The sequence below is a fragment of the Mesorhizobium sp. M0140 genome, from assembly GCF_040322475.1.
In the GTDB taxonomy this organism is placed as follows: Bacteria; Pseudomonadota; Alphaproteobacteria; order Rhizobiales; family Rhizobiaceae; genus Mesorhizobium.
In genome coordinates this window covers 45,090-71,091 of record NZ_JAMYTM010000008.1, presented here as the reverse complement: position 1 = coordinate 71,091, position 26,002 = coordinate 45,090, and the positions used below count along the sequence as shown (strand labels likewise).

Sequence of the window (26,002 nt, the reverse complement as noted above, 5' to 3'; positions counted from 1 at the left end):
GTCCTATCGGGAAAATAGAAATTTGATCAGGGCTATGGGCGATAGGGGTGATCAACGTCAAGCCCTTCGGTCCCCTTGATGCTCAGTCCTTGCCGCCGAACAGCTTCTTCAGCATGGCGGCCATTGGACCGCTTTCCGGCAGCTTGGCTGGCACCTGCTGCGGCCGTGCCTGGCGGACGTGACTTTGCTGCTTCTGCGCCGGCTGCTTCGGTGCCGGCTTTTCCGGTTGCGAGCCGGCCTTGCCCTGGACGGCGAGGCTGGTCTTGTTCATGAAGCCGGACTCGTCGCCCTTGGCGATCATGGCGGCGTTGTCGGCGATCGCGTCGAGCAGCGGTTCGAGCCATTCGCGGTCGGCCTTGTCGAAATCGCCGAGCACATGGTGCTGGACCATTTCCTTGACGCCGGGATGGCCGACGCCGATGCGTACGCGGCGATAGGCGTTGCCGACATGGCCGTCGATCGAGCGAATGCCGTTATGGCCGCCGGCACCGCCGCCAGTCTTTATGCGCAGCTTGCCTTCGGCAAGGTCGATCTCGTCATAGAAGACGGTGAGCGCGGAAAGCTCGAGCTTGTAGAAGCGCAGTGCTTCGCCGACCGACTGGCCGGACAGGTTCATGAAGGTCTGCGGCTTGATCAGGACGATTTTTTCGCCGCCGAGCGTGCCTTCAGAAATCAGGCCCTGGAATTTCTTCGTCCAGGGCGAAAAGGAATGGCGGCGGGCGATTGCGTCCGCCGCCATGAAACCGACATTGTGGCGGTTGCTGGCGTATTTCGCGCCCGGATTGCCGAGGCCTGCAAAGACAAGCATCGTCTGCTCCGGGCGGGAAAGAGTTACTTCTCTTCGGCGGCAGGAGCCGCTTCAGGTGCAGCCGCTTCAGCCGTCTCTTCCGTCTCCGGTTTCATCGCCGACGAACCGGCAATGGTCGCGATGGTGAAGTCGCGGTCGGAGATCACAGGCTTGACGCCAGCCGGCAGCTTGACCGCCGAGATGTGGATCGAGTCGCCGATGTTGGCGCCGGTGAGATCGACGGTGATGAACTCCGGGATCGCATTGGCCGGGCAGTGGAACTCGACTTCGTGACGCACGATGTTGAGCACGCCGCCGCGCTTGATGCCGGGCGACTTGTCTTCATTGATGAAGTGGACAGGCACGTCGACATTGACCTGGGTGTCCTTGCCGATGCGCAGGAAGTCGACATGGACAGGGAAATCCTTGACCGGGTCGAGCTGGAAGTCCTTCGGCAGGACCTGGATCTTCTTGCCGTCGACATCGATCGTGGCGATCGTGGTCAGAAACCCGCCGCCATGGATCTTGTAGTAGATGTCCTTGTAGGTGAGCGCGATAGCCAGGGGAGGCTGCTTGTCACCATAGATTACTGCAGGCACTTTACCGTTGCGGCGAACTGCACGGGCGGACCCCTTACCGACCTGTTCGCGTGCTTCGGCCTTGAGCTCGTAAGTGTCGTGGCTCATGGCATTTCCTTTCGGTTTGTTCTGGAGCGCTCACGGTGGGCAGAGTGCCTGGACCGTAAACGTCGAAAGCCGACATACCCATGCATGATCTGGTCCGAAAACCGGAATCCACTTTTCGGGATCATGCGGGAAGGCGGCCTTCCGCCGCGTTGCCTCCAAGGGTGTCTACGCGGGTGGCGGCTCTATAGCGGAAGGCGGCCGGAGGTGCAAGCCAAGGCACGCCCGGCCTGGTGCAGTCCAGGCGGTCGCTATCCGCGCTTTTCGATGACGGCATAAAGCACGTTGCGGTTCTCGCCGAAGAACACCTGCGCCTCGACGGCGTTGCGGTCGACGCTGGCATTGACGATGTTCCACATATCGACCTCCGACCGCAGCAGCAACACCCAGTCCATGAATGTCTCCCGGTAGCCGGCGTCAGGCGTGCCCTCGGCGTAGTTGGCAAACAGGAACGTCCCGTTCGGCTTCAACATCTGCAGGCAGGTCTTCGTGAGTTTCACCGCGACGTTGTGGGCGAGGTAGTCATAAAGGCCGGAGGCATAGACGAAATCGAACTTGCCAAGCTTGTGACCCCGCGTGAGCACGGTCCGCACCGAGCCGTCGATGGCTTCGACCGCGGTGCCCTGGAAATCGCGCGCGATCAGCCCAACGCTCTGGGGATCCTGATCGAGCGCTACCCAACGCTTGAGACGGCCCTCCGCCAAGGCGACCGAACGATTGGCTTCCCGCAAATGGCCGGCCGCGATCGCCAGGACCTCGGTTTCCGGTCCGTTCTTGGTTGCGATCTGATCGACGTATCGGGTCAAGAGATCGCGCCGCTCCCGTGCGGCGACGCATGACGGTACGTTCTGGGTATGGCTGTACAGGGCCTTGCCGATCTCCGAGGCGTTGGCCACGCTCTCTGCCACATGCGGATCGCAATAGATGTAATCAAGCAACTGCGCGTCGCCGGAATAGCCCCTGGGCTTGGTGAAGGACCAGTGCGTCAGCGGATCCTCGAGAAAATACTTCAGGATCGGATGGTTCTGCGCGACCGGTATCAACGCATGCCAGACGTCGGGATGAACCTTGGAATGCAGGCCATTCAGAAAGGACAGCAAGCGACCGACGATCTCGGCCGGGTTCTTGTCCTGTTCGACCTGCTGCTGTGTCGCGTGGAGAATGAGGGCCAGCTCAGCACGCGCGGTTTCGAACGCTTCGCCATGATGCTCGAGCTTTCCCCGAGGCAGCGTGCCGGCGAGCATCTCGGCAGTAATCAAGCTTTTGCCATCAAGAACGGTCTGCACGCCATCACTCCATAGTTAACAGTCGGTTAACTTATTGCGTAGAATGCTCCCTTTGCCAATGTCGGGCCGACGGCATTTTATCGTTATGATTAATTTCCCGCCAACCATGTTCCTCTTTAGACGGCTTTCGGCCCGAATTCCGGGTTCGAGTTAACGGAAACTTGTCTTGCGCGATTGCATTTGTTTGCCCGGCGTCGCAATCGCCGTCGCGTCCAAGGAGCCGGCCCGCGTGGGGGCAGAAGCTGGAAATGAGTTCGGAAAACAAAATCCCTTTCAAACGGGGTCTATTGTGATGAACGAACACCTGTCCTCCGTATTGGTCGATGCGGTTGATGCGGAGCCGTACGAGCCGCGCTACGAACTGGGGGCCGACGAGCTTCGCACCCTTTACCGCACGGAAGCGCAGGCGACGCGAAGAGGGGAAGCCAGGCCAGGGCTTTGGATCGCGGTTGCGATCTATCTCTTGTTTTCGGCAACCGATCTGCTGCTGATCCCGGATGTGGCCGCCTATACGATCACGGCGCGCTTCACGGTCGGATTGAGCGCGCTTTTGATCCTGGAAGCGCAGCTTCGCCATGGTGTCGGGACGGAATGGCTCGACGTGACCTGCGCCGGGGCCATTATCTTTGGCTATGTTGGTTGGCTGTGTCCGGCGATTATGGGCGCGGACAAGGAAAGTGTCTCTTACTATATGGTCTTTGGGACCATATTCATGATGAGCGCCAATCTTTTCTTTACGTTCAATTTCAAGCTTTCTATCGTAACTTCCGCAATAATTTTATTTATACTTTACATTGTAAACTACTTTGTTCCTTCAACCCTCACATACAAAATGGTTTTTGGGGCTTTCTATGTTTCTTGTTTCACGTTCACCTCGTATGTGAACTGGAAACTAAATGAGGAACGCTACAACGTCTTTCTGAATGCCCTGGAAGCCAAGATCCAGCACAATGAGGCGACCGAACGCGGCAAGGCCCTGCTGAGATTGTCGCGGACCGATCCGCTTACAGGTCTGGAGAACCGGCGCGCGATCGACGAGAAGCTGCGGGACTACTGGAGCGATTGGCAAAAGGTCGGCACCAGCTTCGGGGCGATCCTCATCGACGTGGACTTCTTCAAGAAATTCAACGACTGCTACGGCCATCAGGAAGGCGACCGCTGCCTGATCCATGTCGCCAATGCCCTTAGCGAGATGATCAAACAGTATAATGGTTCCATAGGCCGCTACGGCGGCGAAGAGTTCATCGTCCTGGCGCGCATGGAGACAAAAGAGCAGATCCTGAACATCGCGGAAGCCATTTGCAGCACGGTGGAGAACCTGGCGCTTACCCACGAGCTCCGGCGCGACGGCGTCTCGATCGTAACGGTGAGCGTTGGCGCCGCATTCACCAGGACGCAGACCGGGGCCAAGCTGGAGAAGATCATCCACGAGGCCGATCGCGCTCTCTATCTGGCAAAAGCCGGCGGCCGAAATTGTGCCCGGCTGTTCGATCCAACCGATCCGCAAAGCAGCGACGAGAGTGAGAACATTGCGGCCTTGCTGAAGATCGCGATCGGCCAGAATCTCGTTTCACTCGTTTACCAGCCCATCCAGGATGTCAAATCGGACCGGGTTGAAGCGGTAGAGGCTCTGATGCGCCTCAAGATGCTGGACGGCACATCGGTTCCGCCGAGCCTGTTCATTCCCGTCGCCGAACGAACCGGCGCGATCCTGGAACTCGGGCGCTGGGCGATAAGGACAGTGTGCGCCGAGCTCCTGGCAGACGATCACGTCCATGTCGTCAGTGTCAACGTCTCCCCGATCCAGCTTAAGACACCGGGCTTCGCAACGTCTGTTGCGACCATTCTGGGCGAGACCCGCGTCGCCGGCAGCAGACTGGCCTTCGAGATCACCGAAGGGCTGGAGATGGAGATGCATTCGGACATCCTGCGCTGCATCAGCGACCTGAAGCTGCTCGGGATCAAGATATGGCTCGATGATTTCGGGACGGGCTTCGCGGGCCTTTCGTGGCTTCGCCTGATCGATTTCGATACGGTGAAGATCGACCGCTCGTTTCTTCACGACTGCAGTTCCCCGAGCGGCAAGGCAATGCTGCAGGACATTATCACCCTGGTCCGAAATCGCGGCCACAAGATCCTGGTCGAAGGGGTGGAAACCGACGAGCAGATGGTCTTGATGCGCGAATTCGGCATAGACAAGATCCAGGGCTTCCATGTCGGCCGCCCCGCTCCCGCCGTCAGTTTCCAGGCAAAGCGGGCCATGCGCAAACGGTCATTTGCCGTGCTTAAGTCCGCATGATGACGTGTGGGCGGTGGCATTTGGCTTAGAGCTTAGGCCGCTATTTGGCCGCGACGGGCCAAAAGCCGAAGTCTAGCTGACTTCATCTGAGCGCCGCGCCGGCTTCCAGTTTCTGGCCTGCTTCATATCGGCAGGAACACCGTCAGCGGGCTGAGCCGCGGCGGATGTCGAGACGCGGCCCGGCACCAAAGACGACCACGTGGAGAAGGCCGGCGACAGATCAGCCCGACCATCGCCGTCAGGATCATCGCACCATCCGCTTGGCGGACCGGGTCAAGATCGCCACCGGCGGCAAGGTGATTGCGTCTACTTTTTCCTGATGGGGATCTCGCGCAAAACACCTTGCTTCCGCGAAACGGCTCGATCGAGGAATGCTATTCCCTAGACTAGTCTATTAAAACCATATATTTACTTTGATATTTGGCTCCCGGCCCTACCCTGCCAGCTCAACCACGATTGCTTGCAGGATTCCGGAACCGACAATGAGCAAGACCATCCGCTTCAATGCCTTCGAAATGAACTGCGTCGGTCACCAGTCGCCCGGCCTCTGGCGCCACCCGCGTGACCGGTCCTGGGACTACAAGGATCTGGAGTATTGGACAGATCTCGCCAGGCTTTTGGAGGCCGGGTTCTTCGACTCCGTCTTCATCGCCGATGTGATCGGCTATTATGATGTCTACAAGGGCAACCTCGACAATGCGTTGCTGCAAGGCGTGCAAATCCCGGTGAACGATCCGTTGCAGCTCGCCAACCCGATCGCCTTGGCCACCAAACATCTCGGCATCGGCATCACGGCTTCGACGAGCTTTGAGCATCCCTACACCTTCGCACGCCGCCTCTCGACGGCGGACCACCATACCAAGGGCCGTATCGGCTGGAACATCGTCACGTCCTATCTGGAGAGCGGGGCCAAGAACATCGGCCAGGGCGGGCTGCGCAGCCACGACAATCGTTATGACGTTGCAACCGAATATGTCGAAGTCCTCTACAAGCTGTTCGAGGGCAGTTGGGAAGAGGGAGCCGTGCTGCGCGACAAGGAGCGCGGGATATTTGCCGATCCGACAAAAATCCACGAGATCGGCCACAAGGGAAAATATTTCGATGTGCCGGGCTTTCACCTATGCGAACCTTCGCCACAGCGCACGCCCGTTCTCTTCCAGGCCGGCGCCTCGGGTGCCGGCAAGCAGTTCGCCGCCGGCCACGCCGAATGCGTGTTCATCTCGACGCCTCTGAAGGATGCCACCCGCGCCTATGTCGCGGAAATCCGCAAGCGCGCCGCCGAGCAGGGTCGCGATCCGAAAAAGGTGCTGATCTATGCGATGGCAACCATCATCGTCGATGAAACCGACGAAAAGGCACGGGCTAAATATCAGGATTACGCGAACCACGCCTCCTATGACGGCGCCCTGGTCCTGATGTCTGGCTGGACCGGCATCGATTTCGGACACTACAAACCGACGGATACGGTCAAGAAAGTCAAGACAAACGCGATCATCTCCGCCGTCGAGCATCTGGCCGGAGGCGACAAGGTCTGGTCCATCGAAGAGCTTGCAAAATGGGGCGGCATTGGCGGTCTCGGGCCGCTTTTCGTGGGATCGCCATCGACGATCGCCGATCTTCTGCAGGAGTGGGTCGAGGAAACCGACATCGACGGCTTCAACCTGGCTTATGCGCTGGCGCATGACAGCTTTGCCGACGTCATCGGATACGTCGTGCCGGAACTGCAGAAGCGCGGGGTCTACGCGACGCAGTATCGCGAGGGCACACTGCGCGAAAAGCTGTTCGGCGAAGGCCCCTATCTGCCGGCAAACCATCCGGCCCATCGCTTCCGCGACATCGAACGCGTCAAGCGCGACGAGGCCGCGGCGCAATCAACCTTGACCGAAGGGCACGCCCGCCAATCCGAACCGGCCTGACATCATCCCTGCACGGCGCCGAAGGGAAAGCGGCCCGCGCCGCCGGACCGTCGGACTTTGCCTCTGTTAGCCACCATGGAGCGCTGAATTCATGACAACGCCATCCGCACCCGCATTGGAAGTCAAGAACATCTCCCTCGCATTCAAAGGCGTGAAGGCGATCTCCGATCTAAGTTTCGAGGTGGCGCCTCAGGAAATCTGCGCCCTGATCGGCCCGAATGGGGCGGGAAAAAGCTCGCTGCTGAACATACTGAACGGCGTCTATGTTCCCGATTCAGGCGAGATCATCTTCGAGGGCGAACATTTCCATCGGATGCAGCCGCTGGAGGCCGCGCGCCGCGGCATCGGCCGCGGGTTCCAGAACAACGCGCTGTTTTCGGGAATGAGTGTCGCCGACAATGTCATTGCCGGCCTGTCCAGGCATGCTCGCGCAACGCTCCTGGAAGAAGCACTGCTTTTGCCGCGCGCACGCGCCGAGGCGCGCCGTTTCCGCGAGCGCGCCCATGAAGTCCTGCGCCTCTTCGATCTGGAGCGGCATGCCGAGACCACCGTGGCCTTGCTGCCCTACGGCGTGCAGAAGAAGGTCGAACTAGCGCGCGCCATTGTCGCGGCTCCCCGCCTGCTGCTTCTCGATGAACCGCTGGCAGGCATGAACAGCGCCGAGAAACAGGAAATCGCGCAGATCATTGCCAGGCTGAACCGCGACCTGAAGCTGACGATCGTGCTGATCGAGCACGATATCGGCATCGTGCTGAAGCTCGCTCACCATGTCGTCGTGCTCGATTACGGGCGCAAGCTGGCCGATGGCGCGCCGGATACCATTCGCGACAATCCCGAGGTCATCGCCGCGTATCTGGGCCACGACAAGGTTGAGATCGCCGCATGAACATGTTTCTCGAAACCCTCATCGGCGGCCTGCTGGCGGGCACGATGTACTCGCTCGTCGCCATCGGCTTCGTGCTTATCTACAAGGCCTCCGGCGTCTTCAACTACGCGCAGGGGTCCATCCTGCTGTTTGCAGCCCTGACCTTCGTGTCGCTGACCGATCAGGGTGTGCCGGTGCTGGTGGCGCTGGCGATCACGGTGGTCGTGCTTGCGCTGATGGCAGTCGGGATCGAGAGGCTGATCCTGCGCCCGCTCGTCAACCGCAGCCCGATGACGCTGTTCATGGCGACGCTCGGGCTGGCCTACATCGTCGAAGGGACAGCCCAAGGGCTCATGGGGTCGCAGGTCAGGGCGCTCGATCTCGGCATCGAGGATCTGCCGATCTTCCTCGGTGACATCATGATCAGCCAGTTTGATCTCACCGCCGCCGCAGTCGCGCTCGTCCTGGTGGTGGCCCTGTCGCTGCTGTTCAACAAGACCCGCCTCGGAGTTGAGCTCAGGGGCGTGGCCGACGATACTCGCGCCGCTCTCTCCATCGGCATCGATGTCAACCGCATCTGGCAGATCGTCTGGACCATTGCGGGGCTCGTCGGGCTTGTGGCCGGTCTGCTCTGGGGCGCCCGCCAGGGCGTGCAGTTCTCATTGTCGCTGGTGGTGCTGAAGGCCCTGCCGGTGCTCATCATCGGCGGCTTCACCTCTATTGCCGGCGCCATCGTCGGCGGGCTCGTTGTCGGTGCAACGGAAAGCCTAGCCGAAACCTATATCGGCCCCTTCCTCGGCGGCGGCATCACGCCCTGGTTTGCCTATGCGCTGGCGCTCGCCTTCCTCTTCATCCGCCCCGCCGGTCTGTTTGGCGAACAGAAAATCGAAAGAGTCTGAATCATGTCCGATATTGAACTCCGGCTTACCGGCGGCATAGGCGAGGGCGCAAGCACCCGGACACTGGCCGGCATAGCCGCAGCTGCCCTCATTGTTGCCCTACCTTTCCTCGCCACGGAATACTGGATCAATGCTATCGCCGTGCCGTTCCTTATTCTGTCGCTGGCAGGTCTCGGCCTTAACCTTTTGACGGGTTATGCCGGCCAGATATCGCTCGGCGCCGGTGCGTTCATGATGGTGGGCGCCTATGCGGCATTTGCCTTCCAGCTGCGGCTGCCCGAACTGCCGCTGCCATTCGCGCTGATAGCTTCCGGCATCGTCGCCGGCGCGGTCGGGTTCGCCTTCGGCTTTCCCTCGACCCGCATCAAGGGTTTCTATCTGATCGTCAGCACGCTTGCCGCGCAGTTCTTCTTCGAATGGCTGTTTCTCAAATTTCCGTGGTTCTACAACGGTGATCCGTCCGCCACGATCTCGCTTCCAGCGGGTCTGTCCGTCTTCGGCATCGATCTCAACAGCCCGCACGGACGCTATTACCTGACGCTCGCCAGCGTCGCCGTGCTGACCTGGCTTTCCTACAATCTCGTGCGCAGCCAGACCGGTCGCAACTGGATGGCCATCCGCGACATGGATACGGCAGCGGCCGTGATCGGCGTGCCGATCCTGCGCGCGAAACTCCAGGCCTTCGCCGTATCGAGCTTCATCTTGGGCATTGCGGGCGCACTCTGGGCATTTGCGTATCTCGGATCGGCCAGCGTGCAGAGCTTCGGCCTGACGCGATCCTACCAGATACTCTTCATCATCATCATTGGCGGCATGGGCACCATTCGCGGCGCTTATTTCGGAGCCGCCTTCGTCAGCCTGTTGCCGCTGGCGCTCGACTGGCTGTTCCAGCGGCTGCTCGGCGGCCATGTCGACGCCGGACTGCTTCAAAACATCCAGAAGGTGATCTTCGGGGTCCTCATCCTCTGGTTTCTCATCAAGGAACCGGAGGGACTAGCCCGCTTGCTGCAAAGACAGCGTGGAGATTTAGGCAATCGCCGCCTTGCGCGGCTCAAAATCAGGAGACAGACGTGAAGAAACTGATCATTGCCGCGCTTTTGGCGGGTGGCGCCTTCGTGGCGAGCCCCGCCACGCTCAACGCCGCGGACGTGTCGCAATATATCCCGCTGCCGACCTATCGTGTCGGTGCCTACGCCTCTTCGGGCGAACTCTGGTGGGCAGGCGAAAGGGACTATTTCCGCTATATCAATGAGGTCGAGGGCGGCATCGACGGGATAAAACTCAACTACGAAGAGTTCGAGACCGAGTGGAGCCCGGACCGGACTGTCGAGGTCTACGAGCGGGTCAAGGGCGGCAAGGATGGTTCGCCGATCGCTTTCTTCTTCACGCACGGCACGCCCGCGACCTATGCGCTGCTCGAGAAGGCTGCCGCCGACAAGATCCCGCTGATCGATCCGGCCGGTGGGCGCACCGAATCCATCGACGGCAGGGTGTTCCCGTATGCCTTCCCGCTGCTGTTCAGCTATTACAGCCAGGCCTCGACCGGCATCAACTATATCGCGTCCAAGGTCGGTGGGTTCGATAAGCTCAAGGGCTTGAAGATAGCAACCGTCTATCACGACAGCGCCTATGGGCGTGCCACCCAGCCCGCTGTCGACCTGCTCGCCAAGAAATACGGCTTCGAGAACATCCAGATCCCCGTCGCCGATCCAGGCAATGAACAGTCGCCGCAATGGCGCCAGGTCCATGAGCTGAAGCCGGACTGGGTGTTCTTGCGCACCTGGGGTGTCTCCACCGTGGTGGGCATCAAGACGGCAGCCCGCTTCGGCTTTCCGGCCGATCATATCATCGGCGACGTCTGGGCCGGCTCCGAATCCGACGTCATCCCGGCCGGGAAGGCGGCGATCGGCTATTCCGCCCTTGCGCCTTATCCGGCGGGGGCCGATTTCGAGATCCATCAGCGGCTCAAGAAATTCATTCTCGACGCCGGCAAGTCCGACCTGCGCGATCAGAAGTATTTCGGCGCCGTCAATTACAATGTCGGTCTGGTCAATGCCGCGCTCGCCGTGGAGGCGCTCCGCACCGGCTACAAGAAGTTTGGCGCTCGTCCCCTGAATGGCGAGGAAGGCCGGTGGGCCTTCGAGCATCTGACCATCGACGAAAACCGTCTCAAGGAGATCGGCTTTGTCGGCCTGCTGCAGCCGATCCAGATCACGCCGCTTGACCATGAAGGCGGCGGCGCTGCCCGCATCCAGAGCTGGGATGGCAAGAAGTGGGTTCTCCAGACCGACTGGATCAAGGCCGACCACGAAGCGCTACGGCCGCTGATCGAGCAGCAAGCCGCCGCCTATGCCAAGGAACACGGCATCGCACCGCGTACGCCAGATACCGAAACCAATTGATATTCCACTTGATAGTCCCACCGGGGGAGGGGCGTCGTGCCCCTCCTTGCCTGAAACAGGAGTTCACCATGCACCAAAAGCTCGCCATGCACCAAAAGCTCTTGCGCGCTGCCCTGGCGGCTGCCACTTCGTTGCTGCTGCTTGCCAGTGCAGCCAAGGCCGTTGAAACCCAGCCGGGTCCCGACAGCGACAAACAGTTTTTCCCGATCGCCAGCTATCGCGTCGGCCCCTATGCGGCGTCGGGCGCTTCCATCTGGGCCGGGCAGATCGATTATTACCGCTATATCAACGAAGTCGAAGGCGGCATAAACGGCGTCAAGATTGCCTGGCAGGAATGCGAGACGGAATGGACGGCCGAAAAGGGCATCGAATGCTATGAGCGCTTCAAGCACGGGCTGAACGGCGCTCCGGTCGCCGCCTATTTCCCGAACGGCGCGCCTGCCGCCTATGCACTTTCCGACCGCGCGGCCGCGGACAAGATACCGCTGGTAACACTTGCCTACGGTCGCACCGAGGCCACCGACGGGCGTGTGTTCCCCTATATCTTTCCGGTCATGGTGACCTTCTACAGCGAGGCGTCGGCGGTCGTGAACTATGTTGCCGAGCGCGAAGGCGGCTTCGACAAGCTCAAGGGAAAGAAGATCGCCACCGTCTACCATGACAGCGCCTATGGCCGCGAGACGCTTGATCCGCTCGCCCTTCTGGCAAAGAAATACGGTTTCGAGAATATCCAGATTCCCGTTGCCGATCCGGGCAGCGAACAATCCTCGCAGTGGCGGCAGGTCCGCGAAGCAAAGCCGGACTGGGTGTTCCTGAGAACCTGGGGTGTTTCGACGCCGGTAGCCATCAAGACCGCGGTGCGTTTCGGCTTTCCCGCCGACCACATCATCGGCGATGTCTGGGCTTCGTCCGAGGAAGACGTGATCCCGGCCGGCGAAGCGGCGAAGGGATATCTGGCGCTGACGCCTTATCCGGCCGGCGCCGACTTCAAGATCCACGAGCGTTTGAAGAAGGACATCATCGACGCCGGCAAGTCCGACCTGCGCGATACCAAGGCCTTCGGCAGCGTCTATTACAATTCAGGTCTCGTCGGCGCCCTGCTCTCTGTGGAGATCGTTCGGCAGGCCCAGGCCAAGTTCGGCAACCGCCCGATCACCGGAGAAGAAGGCCAGTGGGCGCTGGAGCACCTGAAGCTTGATGACGCAGCCCTTGAAAGGGCAGGTTTCCGAGGCCTGGTGCAGAACCTCCAACTGACGCCCGCGGACCATGAGGGCGGCGGCGCGGTGCGCGTGCAGCAATGGAACGGGTCCAAATGGTCTCTCGTCAGCGACTGGGTGCAGGCCGATCGCACAACGCTGCGTCCGTTGATCGACGCGAAATCCGAGGCCTATGCCAAGGAGCATGGAATTACGCCCCGCGATATCGGCAGCAACTGACAGGACGCGGCGGCCGCTTTGACGGTTTCCCACGATAAGGAGAAACGCCATGACCACGACATCGAAGCCCGTCGCCCCGGCGGCTGATCAGGACACCCTTCTCGAAGTGTCGGGCATCGAAGTCGTCTATGGGGGCGCCATTCTGGCCGTCGCCGATGTGTCGCTGACGATCGGCAACGGCGAAATCGTTGCTTTGCTTGGAGCCAACGGTGCCGGCAAGAGTACTGTGCTCAAGGCGATTTCGGGCCTGGCCAGCGCCGATCGGGCCAAGGTGCGCCGGGGGCATATTCGCCTCGACGGTGAGGATATTCTCGGGCTTGCGGCCAACAGACTGGCAACGCGGGGCATCGTCCACGTCATGGAAGGGCGCCATGTCTTTTCGCATCTGACGGTCGAGGAGAACCTCTTGACCGGCGCATTTCTGCACCGGCCAAGCCGCAAGGAGCTGCAGCGTCAGCTCGACGACGTCTACGGCTGGTTTCCACGCCTGCGCGACAAGCGGCGCACGCATGCCGGGCTTGCGTCCGGCGGCGAACAGCAGATGCTGGCCATCGGCCGGGCGTTGTTGACGCAACCAAGGCTCGTCCTGCTCGACGAGCCCTCCATGGGGCTCGCACCGCGCATCGTTCAGGAAATCTTCGCGATCATCGCGCGCCTTAACCGGGAGAAAGGGACGGCCTTTCTGCTGGCGGAGCAGAATGCGGCTCTCTCGCTTGCCTACGCACAGCGCGGCTATGTTCTTGACACCGGCCGCGTGGCGCTCGAAGGGCCGGCGGCCGACCTTGCAGCGCGTGACGATCTCCACCGCATCTATCTGGGCGACGCGCCCTGACGCAGTCGTCGCGTTCGATCCGCGAATGTCTTCGAGGATGCATCTCGCGGGCAGAGGCCGGCGGGTGAGGTCCGACCGTCGAGAAGGCCGGGCCGGCTACCGGTCGCCGATCAACGCGGTGCGTAGCGCCTGGATCTGCCGGTTCAAGGCATCGAGCTGCGCCAGCGTCATGCCCGAGCGCTCGATCAAGGCTTCATTCAGGCAGTTGCATTGCACCAGCAGCCCGCGCCCGGCTGATGTCAGGTCGACCTGCACCTGGCGTTCGTCGGTCTGGCTGCGCTGGCGGGTCACCAGCCCGGCCTGCTCCATTCGCTTTACCAGCGGCGTGACGGTGCTCGATTCCAGAGCGAGCCTGTGGGCGATCGTGCCGACCGACATGCCGTCAGCCTCTCCAAGTGCGTTCAGTACCAGGTACTGCGGATAGGTGATGCCCATCTCGTCCAGCATAGGCTTGTAGCTGCGGTTGATGGCCATGCTGGTGGCATAGAGCGTGAAACAGAGCTGATTGTCCAACGGGAGAGGCACGGCGCATTCCTTTTGCCAATATGGGCGTCAATTCGATACCACGAAAAATAATATCGCGATACATATTTTTGTGGACAAGGGTTTTGAGTCGCGCTAGCTAAATCGTTATCGCGACATCGTTTATCGCGAAAATAACAGAAGGAGATTGAGATGACCTCGCAAACCAAGCCCAGTTCCGGCAGCGGTACGATCACCACCAAGGACGGAACGCAGATTTACTACAAGGACTGGGGGACCGGGCAGCCTGTCGTCTTTCATCACGGCTGGCCGTTGAGCAGCGACGATTGGGACGCTCAGATGCTGTTCTTCCTGTCACAGGGCTACCGTGTCATTGCACATGATCGTCGTGGCCACGGCCGCTCGACCCAGACCGATATCGGCAACGAGATGGATACCTATGCCGCCGACGTCGCGGAACTCACCGCTCATCTGGACCTCAAGAACGCCATCCATGTCGGCCATTCGACCGGCGGCGGCGAAGTGGCGCGCTATGTCGCCAAATACGGCGCCGAAGGCCGTGTCGCCAAGGCGGTGCTGATCGGCGCGGTGCCGCCGATCATGCTCAAGACCGCTGCCAATCCCGGCGGCCTGCCGATCGAGGTCTTCGACGGCTTCCGCTCTGCCCAGGCAGCCAATCGCGCCCAGTTCTTCCGCGATGTTCCCGCCGGTCCATTCTATGGGTTCAACCGCCCGGGCGCGGACATCTCGCAGGGCGTCATCGACAATTGGTGGCGCCAGGGCATGATGGGCGGCACCAAGGCGCATTATGATTGTATCATGGCTTTCTCGGAAACCGACTTCACGGAGGATCTGAAGGCAATCGACGTGCCGGTCCTGGTCATGCACGGAGACGACGACCAGATCGTTCCGATCGCCGACTCGGCGCTGCTGACGATCAAGCTGCTCAAGAAGGGCGAGCTTAAGGTCTACGAGGGTTTTCCGCACGGCATGGCCACAACCCATGCCGATGTCATCAACGCCGACCTGCTGGCCTTCTTCAAGGCATAGGGCTTTCCGAATAGCCTACAAAAATGCACCCGCCATCAGGCGGGTGCATTTTTTGTGAGGTTCAGATTAGCGTGATCTAGGCAACTAACTGCGCTTTGCGTGCTTCCTTCATGTTCGGCAGGAACACGGTGAGCAATCCAAGAAACGGCAAATACGAGCAGATCTGGAAGACGAAATCGATGCCCTTCATGTCGGCGACGATGCCGAGCACGGCCGCCGCGATGCCGCCCATGCCGAAGGCGAAGCCGAAGAAGATGCCGGCGATCATGCCGACGCGGCCCGGCACGAGCTCCTGCGCAAAGACGACGATGTTCGAGAAGGCCGAGGACAGGATCAGGCCGATCAGCACCGTCAGCACCATCGTCCATTCCAGATTGGCGTAGGGCAGGGCGAGCGTGAAAGGCAGCACGCCGACGATGGAGAACCAGATCATCGCCTTCTGTCCGTAGCGGTCGCCGAACGGGCCGCCGAGCAGGATGCCCAGCGCCGAGGCACCGAGGAACAGGAACAGCATGACCTGCGACATCTGCACCGAAACGCCGAACTTATGCATGGAATAGAAGGTGTAGTAGCTGGCGAGGCTGGCGATGTAGGCATTCTTGCTCAGCACCAGCAATGTCAGCACGATCAATGCATTCGTCACCTTGCGGCGCGGGAAAGGCGAAACGAAGCTCGCCGCCTTGCGGGTGCCCTGCGCGGCACGCAGCCGGCTGTACCAGCCGCCGACCTGCCACAAAACGATGATGCCGATCAGCGAGCCGACGGCGAACCAGGAAATGCTGGTCTGGCCGAACGGCACGACGATGAAGGCCGCCAGCAGCGGCCCCATGGACTGGCCGAAATTGCCGCCAACCTGGAACAGCGACTGCGCCAGGCCGAAGCGGCCGCCGGAGGCGAAGCGGGCGATGCGCGAGGATTCCGGATGGAAGATCGCCGAGCCGATGCCGATCAGCGAGGCGCCGATCAGCAGCAGCGAATAATGCCCGGCATAGGCGAGCACGATCAGGCCGATCAGCGATGACGCCATGCCGTAGGGCAGCGAGTAGGGCATCGGCCGCTTGTCGGTGATCATGCCGATCACAGGCTGCAGCAGCGACGCGGTCACCTGGAAGGTGAAGGTCAACAAGCCGATCTGCCAGAAATCGAGGCCATAATTCTCTTTCAGGAGCGGGTAAATGGCCGACAGCAGCGACTGCATGATATCGTTGATGCAATGGCAGAAGCTCACCGCCAGGATGACGGTGAAGGCCGTCGCCTGGGCTGAAGCGTGACTGGTGGTCGCCGGTGGGGCGACGCTGGCGGCTATCGTATCGGTCAAGGTAGGCTCCGTGGTCTTTTTGGCGGGCAGGCCCGCAGGCAGTTGACGGACGCACCTGCGGCCGCCTTGTCGGACGCTCCTGTGGAGCGCTTGGGGACGGTGCCTTATAAGCTGCTAGCGGGATGACTTCTTTCGTGGTTTGGTCCAATAGTTTCGCAAGTGGGCCATATCGGATGCCGCACGGCAAAGAAGTCTTTCACGCTGGCAACGCCAATCTCGGCCAGTTGCACGAGAGCCGCTGGCAGTGGCTTGAGCAAGTGGCCGGGCCGGCGGTGGCATTGCCGACCGAATATCCCGATGGCTACCGTGTGCCGCAGCACCGCCACAGCCGCAGCCAGCTCTTGCATGCGCTTGTCGGCGTGGTGTTGGTGACGACGCGCTACGGGCGCTGGATGGTGCCGCCGGACCACGCGATGTGGATTCCAGCCGGCACCGAGCATTCCGTCGAGATGCTGGGCGATGTCTCGATGCGTTCGGTCTATGTCATGCCACAGGCGATCCCCGGGCTGCCCGAAGGCTTGCGCGTCGTCGGCGTCACCGACCTGATGCACAGCCTGATCGTGGAATCGGAAAAGCTGCCGCAAGGCGGCGTTCTGGAAGGACGCGGTGGGCTGATCATGAACCTTTTGCTGCACGAAATCCCGACCTTGCCGGAACGGCCTCTCGGGCTGCCATTCCCGTCCGATCCGAGGCTGTCGGCGCTGTGCCGGCGCTTCGTCGCCGCACCGTCGCCGCACGCGACGATCGATGAATGGGCGGATGCCGCCGGCATGAGCCGGCGTTCGTTCACGCGCGCCTTCCAGCGCCAGACCGGCCTGTCGCTGTCGACATGGCGCCAGCAGGCCTGCCTGTTCGCGGCGCTGCCCAGGCTGGCGGACGGCGAGCCGATCACCAGGGTGGCGCTCGATCTCGGTTATGACAGCGTGCCGGCCTTCATCACCATGTTCAAGCGCATGCTGGGGACCTCGCCGCGCGGCTATATGCGCGGCGCACGAGAGAGCGTCGAGGTCGCTCGTCGCCTGATCGGGCCGGTTCGGTTGGAAAGCTCTGCGCCGTAACGGCAGGTGCTGTTCTAGAAGCATCTCACCGTTTCACGGAAACGGCGATCTGCTCTAACTCTTTGTTTTGACGCGGTTCTAGACGGAAAACCGCTTCACACTTTTCCTGGAATTGCTCTAGTCGAACAGGCTCGACACCGATTCTTCGGTCGCGGTGCGCGAAATGGCTTCGCCCATCAGGTCGGCGATCGAGATGACGCGGATGTTGGGAGCATCGAGCACGCCCTGCGTCGGCTGGATGGAATCGGTGATCACCAGTTCCTGGAGCTTCGAACCGCTGATGCGGGCAACCGCGCCGCCCGACAGCACGCCGTGCGTGATATAGGCGGTGACGCTGGTGGCGCCGTTGGCCAGCAGCGCATCGGCGGCGTTGCACAGCGTGCCGCCGGAATCGACGATGTCGTCGATAAGCAGGCAATCCTTGCCGGCGACCGCGCCGATGATGTTCATGACTTCCGATTCGCCGGGACGCTCGCGGCGCTTGTCGACGATGGCCAGTTGCGCATCGAAGCGCTTGGCCAGCGCACGGGCGCGGACCACGCCGCCAATGTCGGGCGAGACCACCACGACGTTGCCGAGCTGCTTGTATTTGGCCTTCACGTCGCGGGCCATCACCGGCACGGAAAACAGATTGTCGGTCGGAATGTCGAAGAAGCCCTGGATCTGGCCGGCATGCAGGTCAAGCGTCAGAACGCGGTCGACACCGGCGCGGGTGATCATGTTGGCGACCAGCTTGGCCGAGATCGGCGTGCGGCCGGAGGCGCGGCGGTCCTGCCTGGCGTAGCCGAAATAGGGGATGACCGCCGTGATGCGCTTGGCCGAGGAACGCATGAAGGCATCGATCATGATGAGCAATTCCATCAAATGATCGTTGGTTGGGAACGAGGTCGATTGCAGGATGAAGACATCCTCGCCGCGCACGTTTTCCTGGATTTCGACGAAGATTTCCTGGTCGGCGAAGCGCCTGACCGTGGCTTTGCCCAGCGGGACGTTGAGGTACCGGGCGACCGCTTCGGCCAGCACCCTGTTGGAATTGCCCGCGAAGAGTTTCATGCACGGTTCCTGGTGGAGGATGATGAGACCTGACGGACTCGCTTGCGCCCTTTAACCGGGCTTTTAGCGGCCCGCGCCGGTATTGCAAGCGCCGAGATCGGGAATCCGCCGGCTAAACTCAAGAAAGCTCCGCGCCATCGCCGGGCTGCAACAGGGAGCAGCGGACTTGCGCTGCCCCTTCTTCTCGTCGGGCATCGGATTTTCCCAAAACCGTCTCCACTTTTGGGTCCGATGCCTCTAGCCCGCCTTGCCGCCGAGCCAGGCCGCGAATTGGTCGATGGTCTGGTCGGCGATCGTCTGCATGGTGGCCGGCGAGACCCCCTTCCAGCTGTCGCCGCCCGCGCTGGCGCCGGAATTGACCGACGGGGCCTTCTGCTGACCATTGATGCGGTGCAGCCGGTTGCCGGCGGGGTCATAGACATCCCAGACGTAGATGACGGTGATGTCGGCGCCTTCCGACATCGTCGAGAAATAGCCCTTCAGCACATGTGTCACGGTCTGGTCGGCGCTGCCGGCGAGCGTGATACCGCGCTGCCTGGCGCGGGTCTGCAACTCCGCCGTCAGAGGTGTCGCGGCTTCCACCGAAGCGCCGACGATCGGCGCGATCTGCAGGCGGGTCTTCGACAGGATGGCAGCGCTTTGGGCTGATGTGACCGGTGCGGCGGTGGTTGCGGGAGCGCCCGCCGTGCTGGTGGCGGGCAGCGTCTGGGTCGACGTCGCCGGCGGCGTGATCGCCGACGGTTCGAGCACGTCCTTTGCGTTGGTGCAGGCGGCAAGAGCCAATGCCACAAGCAATGACACGGTCGTCACATGCGATCGTCTCATTTGCCTTCTAACTCCTTGGCGAAGAACGCCTCCCACTGTGGATTCACTGTACGATCAAGTCGAGATCATGGCGGGACAGCGGCTTGGGCTGGGATTCGGTGGTCAGGTAGGTCCGGCCAAGCGTCATCGCCGTCTCGGTATCGGAGTCCATGATGATCATATGGGCGAACAGCGTCATGTTGGGCGCGATCGGTTCGGGATTGCCCTGGTAGAACATCGGCATGTCCATCCAGGACGGGGTGAAGCGGGCGCCGACTGAATAGCCGCAGGCGTTCAGCCGGTGCTTGGTCAGGCCGTGCGCCTCCATGGTGCGGGCATGCGCATCGAAGACGTCGCCGAAGCTGTTGCCCGGCGTCATCGCCTTTTCGACAGCCAGGAGTGCCGCGCGGGCGGCGTCGAACAGTTCCTGATGGCGCTTCGACACCTTGCCGGTCAGCACCGTGCGCATCATCGGTGCGTGGTAGTGGTTGAAGACGCCGGCCCATTCGAGCGTCAGCTGGTCATTTTTGGTGAGCTTGCGGCGGCCGGCCTTGTAGCGGCACAGCAGCGCATCGATGCCGGAGCCGATGATGAATTCGTTGGCCGGATAGTCGCCGCCGCCGGCAAAGATCGCACCCTGCATGGCGGCCAGGATCAGGGCTTCGTCGCCGCCTTGCTTGATCAGCGGCAGCGCCGCGTCGAGCGCATCATCGGAAAGATTGGCGGCCTTCTCGGCCTTTGCGACCTCGGCCGGGCTCTTGAACAGGCGCAGACGGCCGACAATGCCGGACGCATCGGCGATCTGGCCGAAGGTCTGCAACTGTTCGTCGAGCCGTCGGCCATTGAACGCGGTCAGGCCATGGGTGTCGTATTCGACACCGATGCGGGCGCCGAGCAGGTCGAGTTCGTTGAGCAGATTGCGCAGGTCGACCGCCGGATTGGCGCCGTTGCGGTCCGTCCACAAGACGATGTTGTCGATAATCGAGGTCTGACGCGCCTGGCGCAGGTCGGCCGAGCGGGTCAGAAGCACCATCGAACCGTCGGCCTTCACTACCAGGCACTGGAAGAAGCAGAAGCCGAACGTGTCGTAGCCGGTCAGCCAGTACATGCTTTCCTGCGCGAACAGCAGGATGGCGTCGAGCTTCTTTTCGGCCATCTCGATGACCAGCCGGTCGCGCCGCGCGTCAAATTCAGATCGTTCAAAATGCAGCGCCATTATTCCCTCTCCAAGACAATTGCCGAAACCTGCCGGCCGTAATCGGGCTCCTTGCGATGCGTGGTGCGCCGGTAGGAGTAGAACAGGCCTTCCTCGGCGTAACTGCAGCGGTCAAGGCCCTCAGCCGTCACGCCGGCCTTGGCCAACCGGTCAACCGTGTAGCGGTTGAGATCGAACATCGCATGGCCGGCATTGGCGGACGGCGCGAAATAGAGGATGTTTTCGGCGGCGACTTCGACAAAGCGGGCGACGAATTCCGGGCCGACCTCGTAGTTTTTCGGGCCGATGGAGGGGCCTAGCACGGCGACGATGTTTTGGCGCCGGGCGCCGAGGCTTTCCATCGCCAGGATGGTGTTTTCGAGCACGCCGGTGAACGCGCCTTTCCAGCCGGCGTGCGCGGCGCCGATGATGCGCGCCTGCGCATCGGCGAACAGCACGGGACCGCAATCGGCGGTAGAAGCGCCGATGGCGATGCCCGGCCGGTCGGTGACGATGGCGTCTGCCTTGGGCCGCTCGCCGGCAAAGGGCTCCCTGGCGATGATGACGTCGGGCGAATGGACCTGCCAGGCGGTCAACAGATGGCTCGCCGGCACGCCCATCCATGCCGCGACGCGGCCGCGGTTCTGCGCCACAAGCATCGGGTCGTCATTCGATCCGGTGCCGATGTTGAGGCCCTGGTAGATGCCGCCGGAGACACCGCCGACGCGGGTGAAATAGCCGTGGCGGATGCCTTGTGCCCGCGCCTTGTCCAGCAGCGGCGACCGAACGGGATCCGGTTTGGTCTGATTCAGCATGCGGGCGTTGTTGTCCGTGTGGGCGGTTTCGTCAAGAAGAAGGTGCTTGGTCGAGAACAGGCGCTGCAAAGCGCGGACGGGAGATTGGGAGGGGTGGCGGTAAAAAGTCAATCCGCCCCGGCGAAAGGCCGAACCTCCACGCCGCGGGGTAGCACCGCAAGCACCTTGAACAGCTCGCCCATGGCTTGCGGCCCTGCGAGGCGCTCGACGTCCCCGGCGATCCTTTCGCGCGCCGCCTGGCCGGCATCGGCGCCAAGCCGGCCGGCGCGCTCGAGGATACCCATGCCGAGGAGGAAGTCGCCCTGTGTCGTCAGATGGGCTTCGAGGCCATGTGCACGCACGATCGCGGCAAGGGCGGCGAAATCGACATGGGAGGTGAGGTCGGCCTCACCGGGATTGGCCAGCACATCTTCGTGATCGTGGCTGCGCAAGGCCTGAAGCGTGTCCCCGACACCCGGCTGGAAATGGCCGTAGTCGAGAAACAGGCCAACGCCGCCATGCCTGGATATGCGCTCGGCGATCGTTGCCATGAGCGCGGTGCGGGCAGGCGCCACTTCGGCAATCGCACCTTGCGGCGCTTGAGTGGCATCGGCGGGCAGCAGCGTCGGGTCGACCGAACCGGCGCCGGCGAAGAAGCAAAGGTCGTTGGTCTCGTCGAGGCCGACCATGCGCTCGCGCCAGCCGGTGCCGGCTCGGACGAACTGGCGGATGGGCACGGCGTCGAACAGTTCGTTGCCGACGATGAACAGCGGTTGCTGCGGCAAGGTCTCGATGGTTTCATGCCAGCCAACCGCGAAGGGTGTGGCGCCAAGCGTCTGCTTCTGCACCTCGGTCAGGCGCGGGCTGGTCTCGATCATGGCGAAGGTGGCGCCGCTGGCCAGATCAGGATCGAGCCGCGACAGCGTACGCAACATGTCCTTCATCAGCGTGCCGCGGCCGGGGCCGATCTCGGCGATGGTGGCCGGCAGCGGCCGGCCGCTCGCCTGCCACGCCTGGTACATCCACACGGCGACCAGTTCGCCGAACATCTGGCTGATTTCCGGCGCGGTGATGAAGTCGCCGCCCGCACCAAAAGGCTCGCGCGTCGTGTAGTAGCCGTCCGCCGGGTCGAACAGGCACAGCGCCATGTATTCGTTGATCGGAAGTGGCCCCAATGCCTCGATCAGGTCGACGATGCGGGTTTTCAGCCGTGTCATGCCGGCTGCGGCTGCGCCACCGGCCTGGCGGTCAGCATCGCCCAGATACCGGCCAGCACCATCGGCGTCGACAGGATCATGCCCATGGTCAGCCAGTTGGTGCCGAGGAGGTAGCCGAGCTGCTGGTCGGGCTCGCGGAAGAACTCGACGAAAATGCGCGACAGGCCGTAGCCGCAGATGAAGGCGCCGCCGACGAAGCGCGGCGTCTTCAGCTTGAGGCGCGAATGGGTGAGGATGCGCAGCACGAGGAACAGCACCACGCCTTCGAGAAGCGCCTCGTAGAGCTGGCTCGGGTGACGGGCAAACGGCCCGCCATTGGGGAATTCGAAAGCCCAGGGCACGTCGGTCGGGCGCCCCCATAGCTCGGAGTTGATGAAGTTGGCGACGCGCACCAGGCCAAGGCCGACCGGCACGCCGGCCGCCACGACGTCAAACAGCGACCAGATGCGGATGCCGCGCTTGATGGAAAACAGCGTCATGGCGAGGATGACGCCAAGCAGGCCGCCATGGAACGACATACCGCCTTGCCAGACCGCCAAGATGTCGAGCGGGTGGGCGATGTAGCGTGGCAGATCATAGAACAGCACATAGCCGGTGCGGCCGCCCAGCACGACGCCGATGGCCGCCCAGACGATGAAGTCGTCGAGATCCTCCGGCTTCATCGGCAGGACGCCGTTCGGCCATAGCTTGGCATTAGAGGCGAGCCGCTTGGCATACCACCAGGCGAACAGGATGCCGACGATATAGCCGACGCCATACCAATGCACCGCCAGCGGCCCGATCTGGATGAGGATCGGGTTGATGTTGGGGAAGGGTAGGGAGGCCAGCGGCAGCAGGAAATATTCGTTCAACGGGGAACTCTCATTGCGAAACGCGTTTGCGCGCGGACCATGCGGCAGGGTTTTGGCAGGGTCAAGGCAAGGTGGGCGCCCTCGACTTGATGCCGCAGCGCGGCGCAACATGCTTGCATTCGACGCGCGGCGCCATTACCTCATTTCGAGCAAGCGAGGATTTGCCATGTCGACCGGACCGAACCGCATTCTCGATGAATTCGCCAAGCTGATGACCGATGCCGCCGGCGCTGCCCAGGGCGTGCGCCGGGAGGTGGAGACCGCCTTCAAAGGCCAGGCCGAACGCATCCTCAACACCATGGACGTGGTGCAGCGCGAAGAGTTCGAGGCCGCGCGCGAGATGGCCGCCAAGGCCCGAGAAGAAAACACCCGCCTTGCCGCCCGTATCGAGGTGCTCGAGGCGAAGCTTGCGGAACTGGCCGGTGACGCCGCACCGGCGGCGGCGGCCAAGCCCCGCGCAAAAAAAAATAATCGTTAAACTTTTCCACATAGCCCGATCCTGAAAAGCGCTTTGCCGTGAATCGCTTAACGGCATTGCATGAATCTTTGTGACAGCGGCTTTCCACATGCGAATGACGCAGTGCGAAAAATTGGGCTGTTCACGCGACTCCCGATCAATAGACTGAATTTGTTGCATGATTCGGAGCAGGGTCATGCGACCGGGCGGTGGGGTCCGGTCTGGGGTCTTTGCGTCGAGAAGGTAGTCTTTTGCGCGAAGAAAGTCCTGGCCGTCCGAGTTCTAGACAAGATTGTTCGTTGTGTGTGCCCTCCCGCGGAGCGTGTGGCGGCGCTCGTACAGAACGACAGGAAGCATTCCATGGAACTTCTCGAACTCGAATTCTCCCGCGAAATCCATCCGGTGGATGTTATCGAGCAGGTGGCCCACAACAACGACTGGTCCTTTGAGCGCGCCGGCGACGACGAGATTTCGATCTCGGTTGCCGGAAGCTGGACCGACTATCACGTCTCCTTCTCGTGGATGGAGGATTTCGAGGCGCTGCACCTGGCCTGCGCCTTCGACATCAAGGTGCCGGAGACCCGCGCGCTGGAAGTGATGCGGCTCTTGTCGCTGATCAACGAGCAGATGCTGTTTGGCCATTTCGACCTCTGGGAGCAGGAGGGCGCGATCATGTTCCGCCAGTCGCTGCTGCTGGCCGGCGGGGTCGAGCCGTCGAGCCAGCAGGTCGAAGTGTTGCTGTCGTCGGCGCTGGAAGCCTGCGAATGCTATTTCCAGGCGTTCCAGTTCGTCGTCTGGTCGGGAACCTCGGCCAAGGACGCCCTGGCCGGCGTGCTGTTCGAGACCTACGGCAACGCCTGAGTCCCCGCAAGGCAGACAAGAACCAAGATGAGTTCGAACAGCGAGCGCAAGCCCGAGATCAGTTTTGCCGATTTCGATCGTGTCGACATCCGCGCCGGCACGATCGTCGAGGCCGAGCCGTTTCCCGAGGCGCGCAAGCCCGCATTCAAGCTGAAGATCGATTTCGGCGCCGGCATCGGCATCAAGAAATCGTCGGCGCAGATCACCAAATATTATACACCGGAGACGCTGATCGGCCGGCAGGTGTTCGCGGTGGTCAATTTCCCGCCGCGCCAGATCGGTCCATTCATGTCGGAAGTGCTGACGCTCGGCTTTCCCGACGAAGAGGGCGCCGTGGTGCTCGGCGCGGTCGAGCGCAAGGTGCCGGATGGCGGCAGGTTGTTTTAGGCCGCCAGCTTGCGCGTCGTTCCCAGCGCTTCCTCGACCGTGTCGAGGAACATCTCTGCACAAGCCTTCCAGCTGTAGCGCATGGCGCGTTCGCGTGCTTCGGCACGGTCTACATTGAGGGCGGCAAGCGAGGCCTCGCGCAGATCGTTGGAGACCGCGCCGCCAAAGCCGTCGCCGACAATGTCGATCGGCCCGGTCACCGGATAGGCGGCAACCGGCGTGCCGCTGGCCAATGCCTCGATGATGACGTTGCCGAACGTGTCGGTGCGGCTCGGGAAGACGAAGACATCGGCCGAGGCATAGATCTCGGCCAGTTCGTCGTTGGGGCGATGGCCGAGGAAATGCGCTTGCGGATATTTTGCCTTCAGCCTGGCAAGCTCGGGGCCTTCGCCGACGATCACCTTGCTGCCCGGCAGGTCGAGGTCGAGGAAGGCGGAGAGGTTCTTTTCGATGGCGACCCGGCCGACGCAGAGGAAGACAGGGCCGGGAAAGCCGAGATCCTTCTTCTTGTCGGGCCGGAAATGGTCGGTGTCGACGCCGCGCGTCCACGGCCGCAGCTTGGTGAAGCCGCGCGCCGAGAGGTCGTCGGCGAGCGACTGGGTGGCGACCAGCGTGCCTTGGCCGGAATTGTGGAAATCGCGCAGCCAGCGATAGGCCCAGCTTTCCGGCACCGGGAGCCGTGCGCTGAGATATTCGGGGAAGCGCGTGTGATAGCTGGTGGTGAACGGCCGGCCGGCATTGCGGCAATAGCGCCGCGCCATGATGCCGAGCGGTCCTTCGGTGACGATGTGGATGTGGTCGGCCTTGCCTGCGTCGATCAGGCGCGCGACATGGCCGGGCGTGGTCAGCGCCAGCCTGATGTCGGGATATGTCGGCAAGGGCAGGGTGCGAAAGATGTTCGGCGTCAGGAAATCCACGGCGACATCGAAAGATTTCAGCGTCTCGGTGAGTCGCTCCAGCGTGTGGACAACGCCGTTAACCTGCGGCCGCCAGGCATCGGTGACCATCAATATGCGCATGGCGGCCCTTTGCAGGAAAGGTCGACGGTTGCCTTGAGACGATGCCGGAA

26 protein-coding genes are annotated in these 26,002 nt (G+C 61.9%); 13 read left to right on the top strand and 13 right to left on the bottom strand.

Going from position 1 to position 26,002, the window contains the following annotated elements; all coding sequences use genetic code 11:
* Positions 1-82 precede the first annotated feature (82 nt).
* From pth to NKJ37_RS10520, 3 genes are all read right to left on the bottom strand, one after another.
* Positions 83-808, bottom strand: coding sequence for an aminoacyl-tRNA hydrolase (pth, locus tag NKJ37_RS10530; RefSeq protein ID WP_352553450.1), 726 nt, complete (start codon positions 806-808; stop codon positions 83-85).
* A gap of 23 nt (positions 809-831) precedes the next feature.
* Complete coding sequence (locus NKJ37_RS10525; RefSeq protein WP_023809827.1) at positions 832-1,473, bottom strand: 50S ribosomal protein L25/general stress protein Ctc; 642 nt, start codon at positions 1,471-1,473, stop codon at positions 832-834.
* A gap of 248 nt (positions 1,474-1,721) precedes the next feature.
* Positions 1,722-2,756, bottom strand: a complete 1,035-nt coding sequence (locus tag NKJ37_RS10520) for a class I SAM-dependent methyltransferase (RefSeq protein WP_352773796.1) — start codon at positions 2,754-2,756, stop codon at positions 1,722-1,724.
* Positions 2,757-3,048: 292 nt separating this feature from the next.
* Here NKJ37_RS10520 and NKJ37_RS10515 point away from each other — a divergent pair, with 292 nt between their 5' ends.
* The 8 genes from NKJ37_RS10515 to NKJ37_RS10480 all read left to right on the top strand — a co-directional run bounded on the left by NKJ37_RS10515 (position 3,049) and on the right by NKJ37_RS10480 (position 13,405).
* The gene (locus NKJ37_RS10515; RefSeq protein ID WP_352773834.1) at positions 3,049-5,055 is read left to right on the top strand and encodes a putative bifunctional diguanylate cyclase/phosphodiesterase; all 2,007 of its coding nucleotides are present in this window, start codon (positions 3,049-3,051) and stop codon (positions 5,053-5,055) included.
* 482 nt (positions 5,056-5,537) lie between these two features.
* Entirely contained in the window at positions 5,538-6,971 is a 1,434-nt protein-coding gene (locus NKJ37_RS10510; protein ID WP_352553454.1) for an LLM class flavin-dependent oxidoreductase, read from the top strand.
* A 91-nt stretch (positions 6,972-7,062) separates the two neighbouring features.
* On the top strand, positions 7,063-7,857 hold the full coding sequence (locus NKJ37_RS10505) for an ABC transporter ATP-binding protein (protein ID WP_031212725.1): 795 nt from the start codon (positions 7,063-7,065) through the stop codon (positions 7,855-7,857).
* Entirely contained in the window at positions 7,854-8,735 is an 882-nt protein-coding gene (locus NKJ37_RS10500) for a branched-chain amino acid ABC transporter permease (protein WP_023809823.1), read from the top strand. Before NKJ37_RS10505 ends, NKJ37_RS10500 begins: the two co-directional genes overlap by 4 nt.
* A gap of 3 nt (positions 8,736-8,738) precedes the next feature.
* Entirely contained in the window at positions 8,739-9,809 is a 1,071-nt protein-coding gene (locus NKJ37_RS10495) for a branched-chain amino acid ABC transporter permease (protein WP_128303761.1), read from the top strand.
* Positions 9,806-11,137 carry an ABC transporter substrate-binding protein gene (locus NKJ37_RS10490; RefSeq protein WP_128303762.1) on the top strand — a complete coding sequence of 444 codons (1,332 nt, stop codon included), beginning with the start codon at positions 9,806-9,808 and terminating at the stop codon, positions 11,135-11,137. Before NKJ37_RS10495 ends, NKJ37_RS10490 begins: the two co-directional genes overlap by 4 nt.
* 86 nt (positions 11,138-11,223) lie before the next feature.
* Entirely contained in the window at positions 11,224-12,573 is a 1,350-nt protein-coding gene (locus NKJ37_RS10485) for an ABC transporter substrate-binding protein (RefSeq protein WP_352440471.1), read from the top strand.
* Between the two features lie 49 nt (positions 12,574-12,622).
* Positions 12,623-13,405: an ABC transporter ATP-binding protein gene (locus NKJ37_RS10480; RefSeq protein WP_128303763.1), complete on the top strand. Its 783-nt coding sequence runs from the start codon at positions 12,623-12,625 to the stop codon at positions 13,403-13,405.
* A 96-nt stretch (positions 13,406-13,501) separates the two neighbouring features.
* Here NKJ37_RS10480 and NKJ37_RS10475 read toward each other — a convergent pair whose 3' ends face one another.
* Positions 13,502-13,930: a MarR family winged helix-turn-helix transcriptional regulator gene (locus tag NKJ37_RS10475; protein WP_352553456.1), complete on the bottom strand. Its 429-nt coding sequence runs from the start codon at positions 13,928-13,930 to the stop codon at positions 13,502-13,504.
* Positions 13,931-14,080: 150 nt separating this feature from the next.
* Between NKJ37_RS10475 and NKJ37_RS10470 the strand changes: the two genes are divergently transcribed.
* On the top strand, positions 14,081-14,938 hold the full coding sequence (locus tag NKJ37_RS10470; RefSeq protein WP_352674781.1) for an alpha/beta fold hydrolase: 858 nt from the start codon (positions 14,081-14,083) through the stop codon (positions 14,936-14,938).
* A gap of 76 nt (positions 14,939-15,014) precedes the next feature.
* Here NKJ37_RS10470 and NKJ37_RS10465 read toward each other — a convergent pair whose 3' ends face one another.
* Positions 15,015-16,256: an MFS transporter gene (locus NKJ37_RS10465; RefSeq protein WP_023809817.1), complete on the bottom strand. Its 1,242-nt coding sequence runs from the start codon at positions 16,254-16,256 to the stop codon at positions 15,015-15,017.
* A gap of 173 nt (positions 16,257-16,429) precedes the next feature.
* Here NKJ37_RS10465 and NKJ37_RS10460 point away from each other — a divergent pair, with 173 nt between their 5' ends.
* Entirely contained in the window at positions 16,430-17,314 is an 885-nt protein-coding gene (locus NKJ37_RS10460; protein ID WP_023809816.1) for an AraC family transcriptional regulator, read from the top strand.
* Between the two features lie 117 nt (positions 17,315-17,431).
* Here the strand turns inward: NKJ37_RS10460 and NKJ37_RS10455 are convergent, their stop codons facing one another.
* The 7 genes from NKJ37_RS10455 to lgt all read right to left on the bottom strand — a co-directional run bounded on the left by NKJ37_RS10455 (position 17,432) and on the right by lgt (position 23,228).
* Positions 17,432-18,367, bottom strand: a complete 936-nt coding sequence (locus tag NKJ37_RS10455) for a ribose-phosphate pyrophosphokinase (protein ID WP_013530002.1) — start codon at positions 18,365-18,367, stop codon at positions 17,432-17,434.
* Between the two features lie 63 nt (positions 18,368-18,430).
* Positions 18,431-18,562, bottom strand: a complete 132-nt coding sequence (locus tag NKJ37_RS10450; protein ID WP_280940280.1) for a hypothetical protein — start codon at positions 18,560-18,562, stop codon at positions 18,431-18,433.
* 42 nt (positions 18,563-18,604) lie between these two features.
* Positions 18,605-19,192: a hypothetical protein gene (locus tag NKJ37_RS10445; protein WP_352440377.1), complete on the bottom strand. Its 588-nt coding sequence runs from the start codon at positions 19,190-19,192 to the stop codon at positions 18,605-18,607.
* Positions 19,193-19,235: 43 nt separating this feature from the next.
* A complete protein-coding gene (locus NKJ37_RS10440) occupies positions 19,236-20,387 on the bottom strand; it encodes a M24 family metallopeptidase (protein WP_352440378.1) in 1,152 nt (383 codons plus the stop codon).
* On the bottom strand, positions 20,387-21,181 hold the full coding sequence (gene pgeF / locus NKJ37_RS10435; RefSeq protein WP_352773795.1) for a peptidoglycan editing factor PgeF: 795 nt from the start codon (positions 21,179-21,181) through the stop codon (positions 20,387-20,389). Before pgeF ends, NKJ37_RS10440 begins: the two co-directional genes overlap by 1 nt.
* Before the next feature lie 107 nt (positions 21,182-21,288).
* A complete protein-coding gene (locus NKJ37_RS10430) occupies positions 21,289-22,377 on the bottom strand; it encodes a class I SAM-dependent methyltransferase (protein ID WP_128303768.1) in 1,089 nt (362 codons plus the stop codon).
* Complete coding sequence (gene lgt, locus NKJ37_RS10425; RefSeq protein ID WP_128303769.1) at positions 22,374-23,228, bottom strand: prolipoprotein diacylglyceryl transferase; 855 nt, start codon at positions 23,226-23,228, stop codon at positions 22,374-22,376. Before lgt ends, NKJ37_RS10430 begins: the two co-directional genes overlap by 4 nt.
* 166 nt (positions 23,229-23,394) lie before the next feature.
* Here lgt and NKJ37_RS10420 point away from each other — a divergent pair, with 166 nt between their 5' ends.
* From NKJ37_RS10420 to NKJ37_RS10410, 3 genes are all read left to right on the top strand, one after another.
* A complete protein-coding gene (locus tag NKJ37_RS10420) occupies positions 23,395-23,706 on the top strand; it encodes an accessory factor UbiK family protein (protein WP_128303770.1) in 312 nt (103 codons plus the stop codon).
* A 339-nt stretch (positions 23,707-24,045) separates the two neighbouring features.
* Positions 24,046-24,546, top strand: coding sequence for a type III secretion system chaperone family protein (locus tag NKJ37_RS10415; protein ID WP_013893499.1), 501 nt, complete (start codon positions 24,046-24,048; stop codon positions 24,544-24,546).
* Between the two features lie 27 nt (positions 24,547-24,573).
* On the top strand, positions 24,574-24,933 hold the full coding sequence (locus NKJ37_RS10410; RefSeq protein WP_352773794.1) for a tRNA-binding protein: 360 nt from the start codon (positions 24,574-24,576) through the stop codon (positions 24,931-24,933).
* On the opposite strand, the gene NKJ37_RS10405 is transcribed toward NKJ37_RS10410, so the two are convergent.
* On the bottom strand, positions 24,930-25,952 hold the full coding sequence (locus NKJ37_RS10405; protein WP_127326801.1) for a glycosyltransferase family 4 protein: 1,023 nt from the start codon (positions 25,950-25,952) through the stop codon (positions 24,930-24,932). The two genes, NKJ37_RS10410 and NKJ37_RS10405, sit on opposite strands and share 4 nt — an antisense overlap.
* Positions 25,953-26,002: the final 50 nt, after the last annotated feature.

Coding starts and splice junctions, on each gene's coding strand:
- pth (WP_352553450.1), bottom strand. CDS start 808: ATGCTTGTCTTTGCAGGCCTCGGCAATCCGGGCGCGAAATACGCCAGC.
- NKJ37_RS10525 (WP_023809827.1), bottom strand. CDS start 1,473: ATGAGCCACGACACTTACGAGCTCAAGGCCGAAGCACGCGAACAGGTC.
- NKJ37_RS10515 (WP_352773834.1), top strand. CDS start 3,049: ATGAACGAACACCTGTCCTCCGTATTGGTCGATGCGGTTGATGCGGAG.
- NKJ37_RS10510 (WP_352553454.1), top strand. CDS start 5,538: ATGAGCAAGACCATCCGCTTCAATGCCTTCGAAATGAACTGCGTCGGT.
- NKJ37_RS10505 (WP_031212725.1), top strand. CDS start 7,063: ATGACAACGCCATCCGCACCCGCATTGGAAGTCAAGAACATCTCCCTC.
- NKJ37_RS10500 (WP_023809823.1), top strand. CDS start 7,854: ATGAACATGTTTCTCGAAACCCTCATCGGCGGCCTGCTGGCGGGCACG.
- NKJ37_RS10495 (WP_128303761.1), top strand. CDS start 8,739: ATGTCCGATATTGAACTCCGGCTTACCGGCGGCATAGGCGAGGGCGCA.
- NKJ37_RS10485 (WP_352440471.1), top strand. CDS start 11,224: ATGCACCAAAAGCTCTTGCGCGCTGCCCTGGCGGCTGCCACTTCGTTG.
- NKJ37_RS10480 (WP_128303763.1), top strand. CDS start 12,623: ATGACCACGACATCGAAGCCCGTCGCCCCGGCGGCTGATCAGGACACC.
- NKJ37_RS10470 (WP_352674781.1), top strand. CDS start 14,081: ATGACCTCGCAAACCAAGCCCAGTTCCGGCAGCGGTACGATCACCACC.
- NKJ37_RS10460 (WP_023809816.1), top strand. CDS start 16,430: ATGCCGCACGGCAAAGAAGTCTTTCACGCTGGCAACGCCAATCTCGGC.
- NKJ37_RS10455 (WP_013530002.1), bottom strand. CDS start 18,367: ATGAAACTCTTCGCGGGCAATTCCAACAGGGTGCTGGCCGAAGCGGTC.
- NKJ37_RS10450 (WP_280940280.1), bottom strand. CDS start 18,562: ATGCCCGACGAGAAGAAGGGGCAGCGCAAGTCCGCTGCTCCCTGTTGC.
- NKJ37_RS10445 (WP_352440377.1), bottom strand. CDS start 19,192: ATGAGACGATCGCATGTGACGACCGTGTCATTGCTTGTGGCATTGGCT.
- NKJ37_RS10440 (WP_352440378.1), bottom strand. CDS start 20,387: ATGGCGCTGCATTTTGAACGATCTGAATTTGACGCGCGGCGCGACCGG.
- pgeF (WP_352773795.1), bottom strand. CDS start 21,181: ATGCTGAATCAGACCAAACCGGATCCCGTTCGGTCGCCGCTGCTGGAC.
- NKJ37_RS10430 (WP_128303768.1), bottom strand. CDS start 22,377: ATGACACGGCTGAAAACCCGCATCGTCGACCTGATCGAGGCATTGGGG.
- NKJ37_RS10420 (WP_128303770.1), top strand. CDS start 23,395: ATGTCGACCGGACCGAACCGCATTCTCGATGAATTCGCCAAGCTGATG.
- NKJ37_RS10415 (WP_013893499.1), top strand. CDS start 24,046: ATGGAACTTCTCGAACTCGAATTCTCCCGCGAAATCCATCCGGTGGAT.
- NKJ37_RS10410 (WP_352773794.1), top strand. CDS start 24,574: ATGAGTTCGAACAGCGAGCGCAAGCCCGAGATCAGTTTTGCCGATTTC.
- NKJ37_RS10405 (WP_127326801.1), bottom strand. CDS start 25,952: ATGCGCATATTGATGGTCACCGATGCCTGGCGGCCGCAGGTTAACGGC.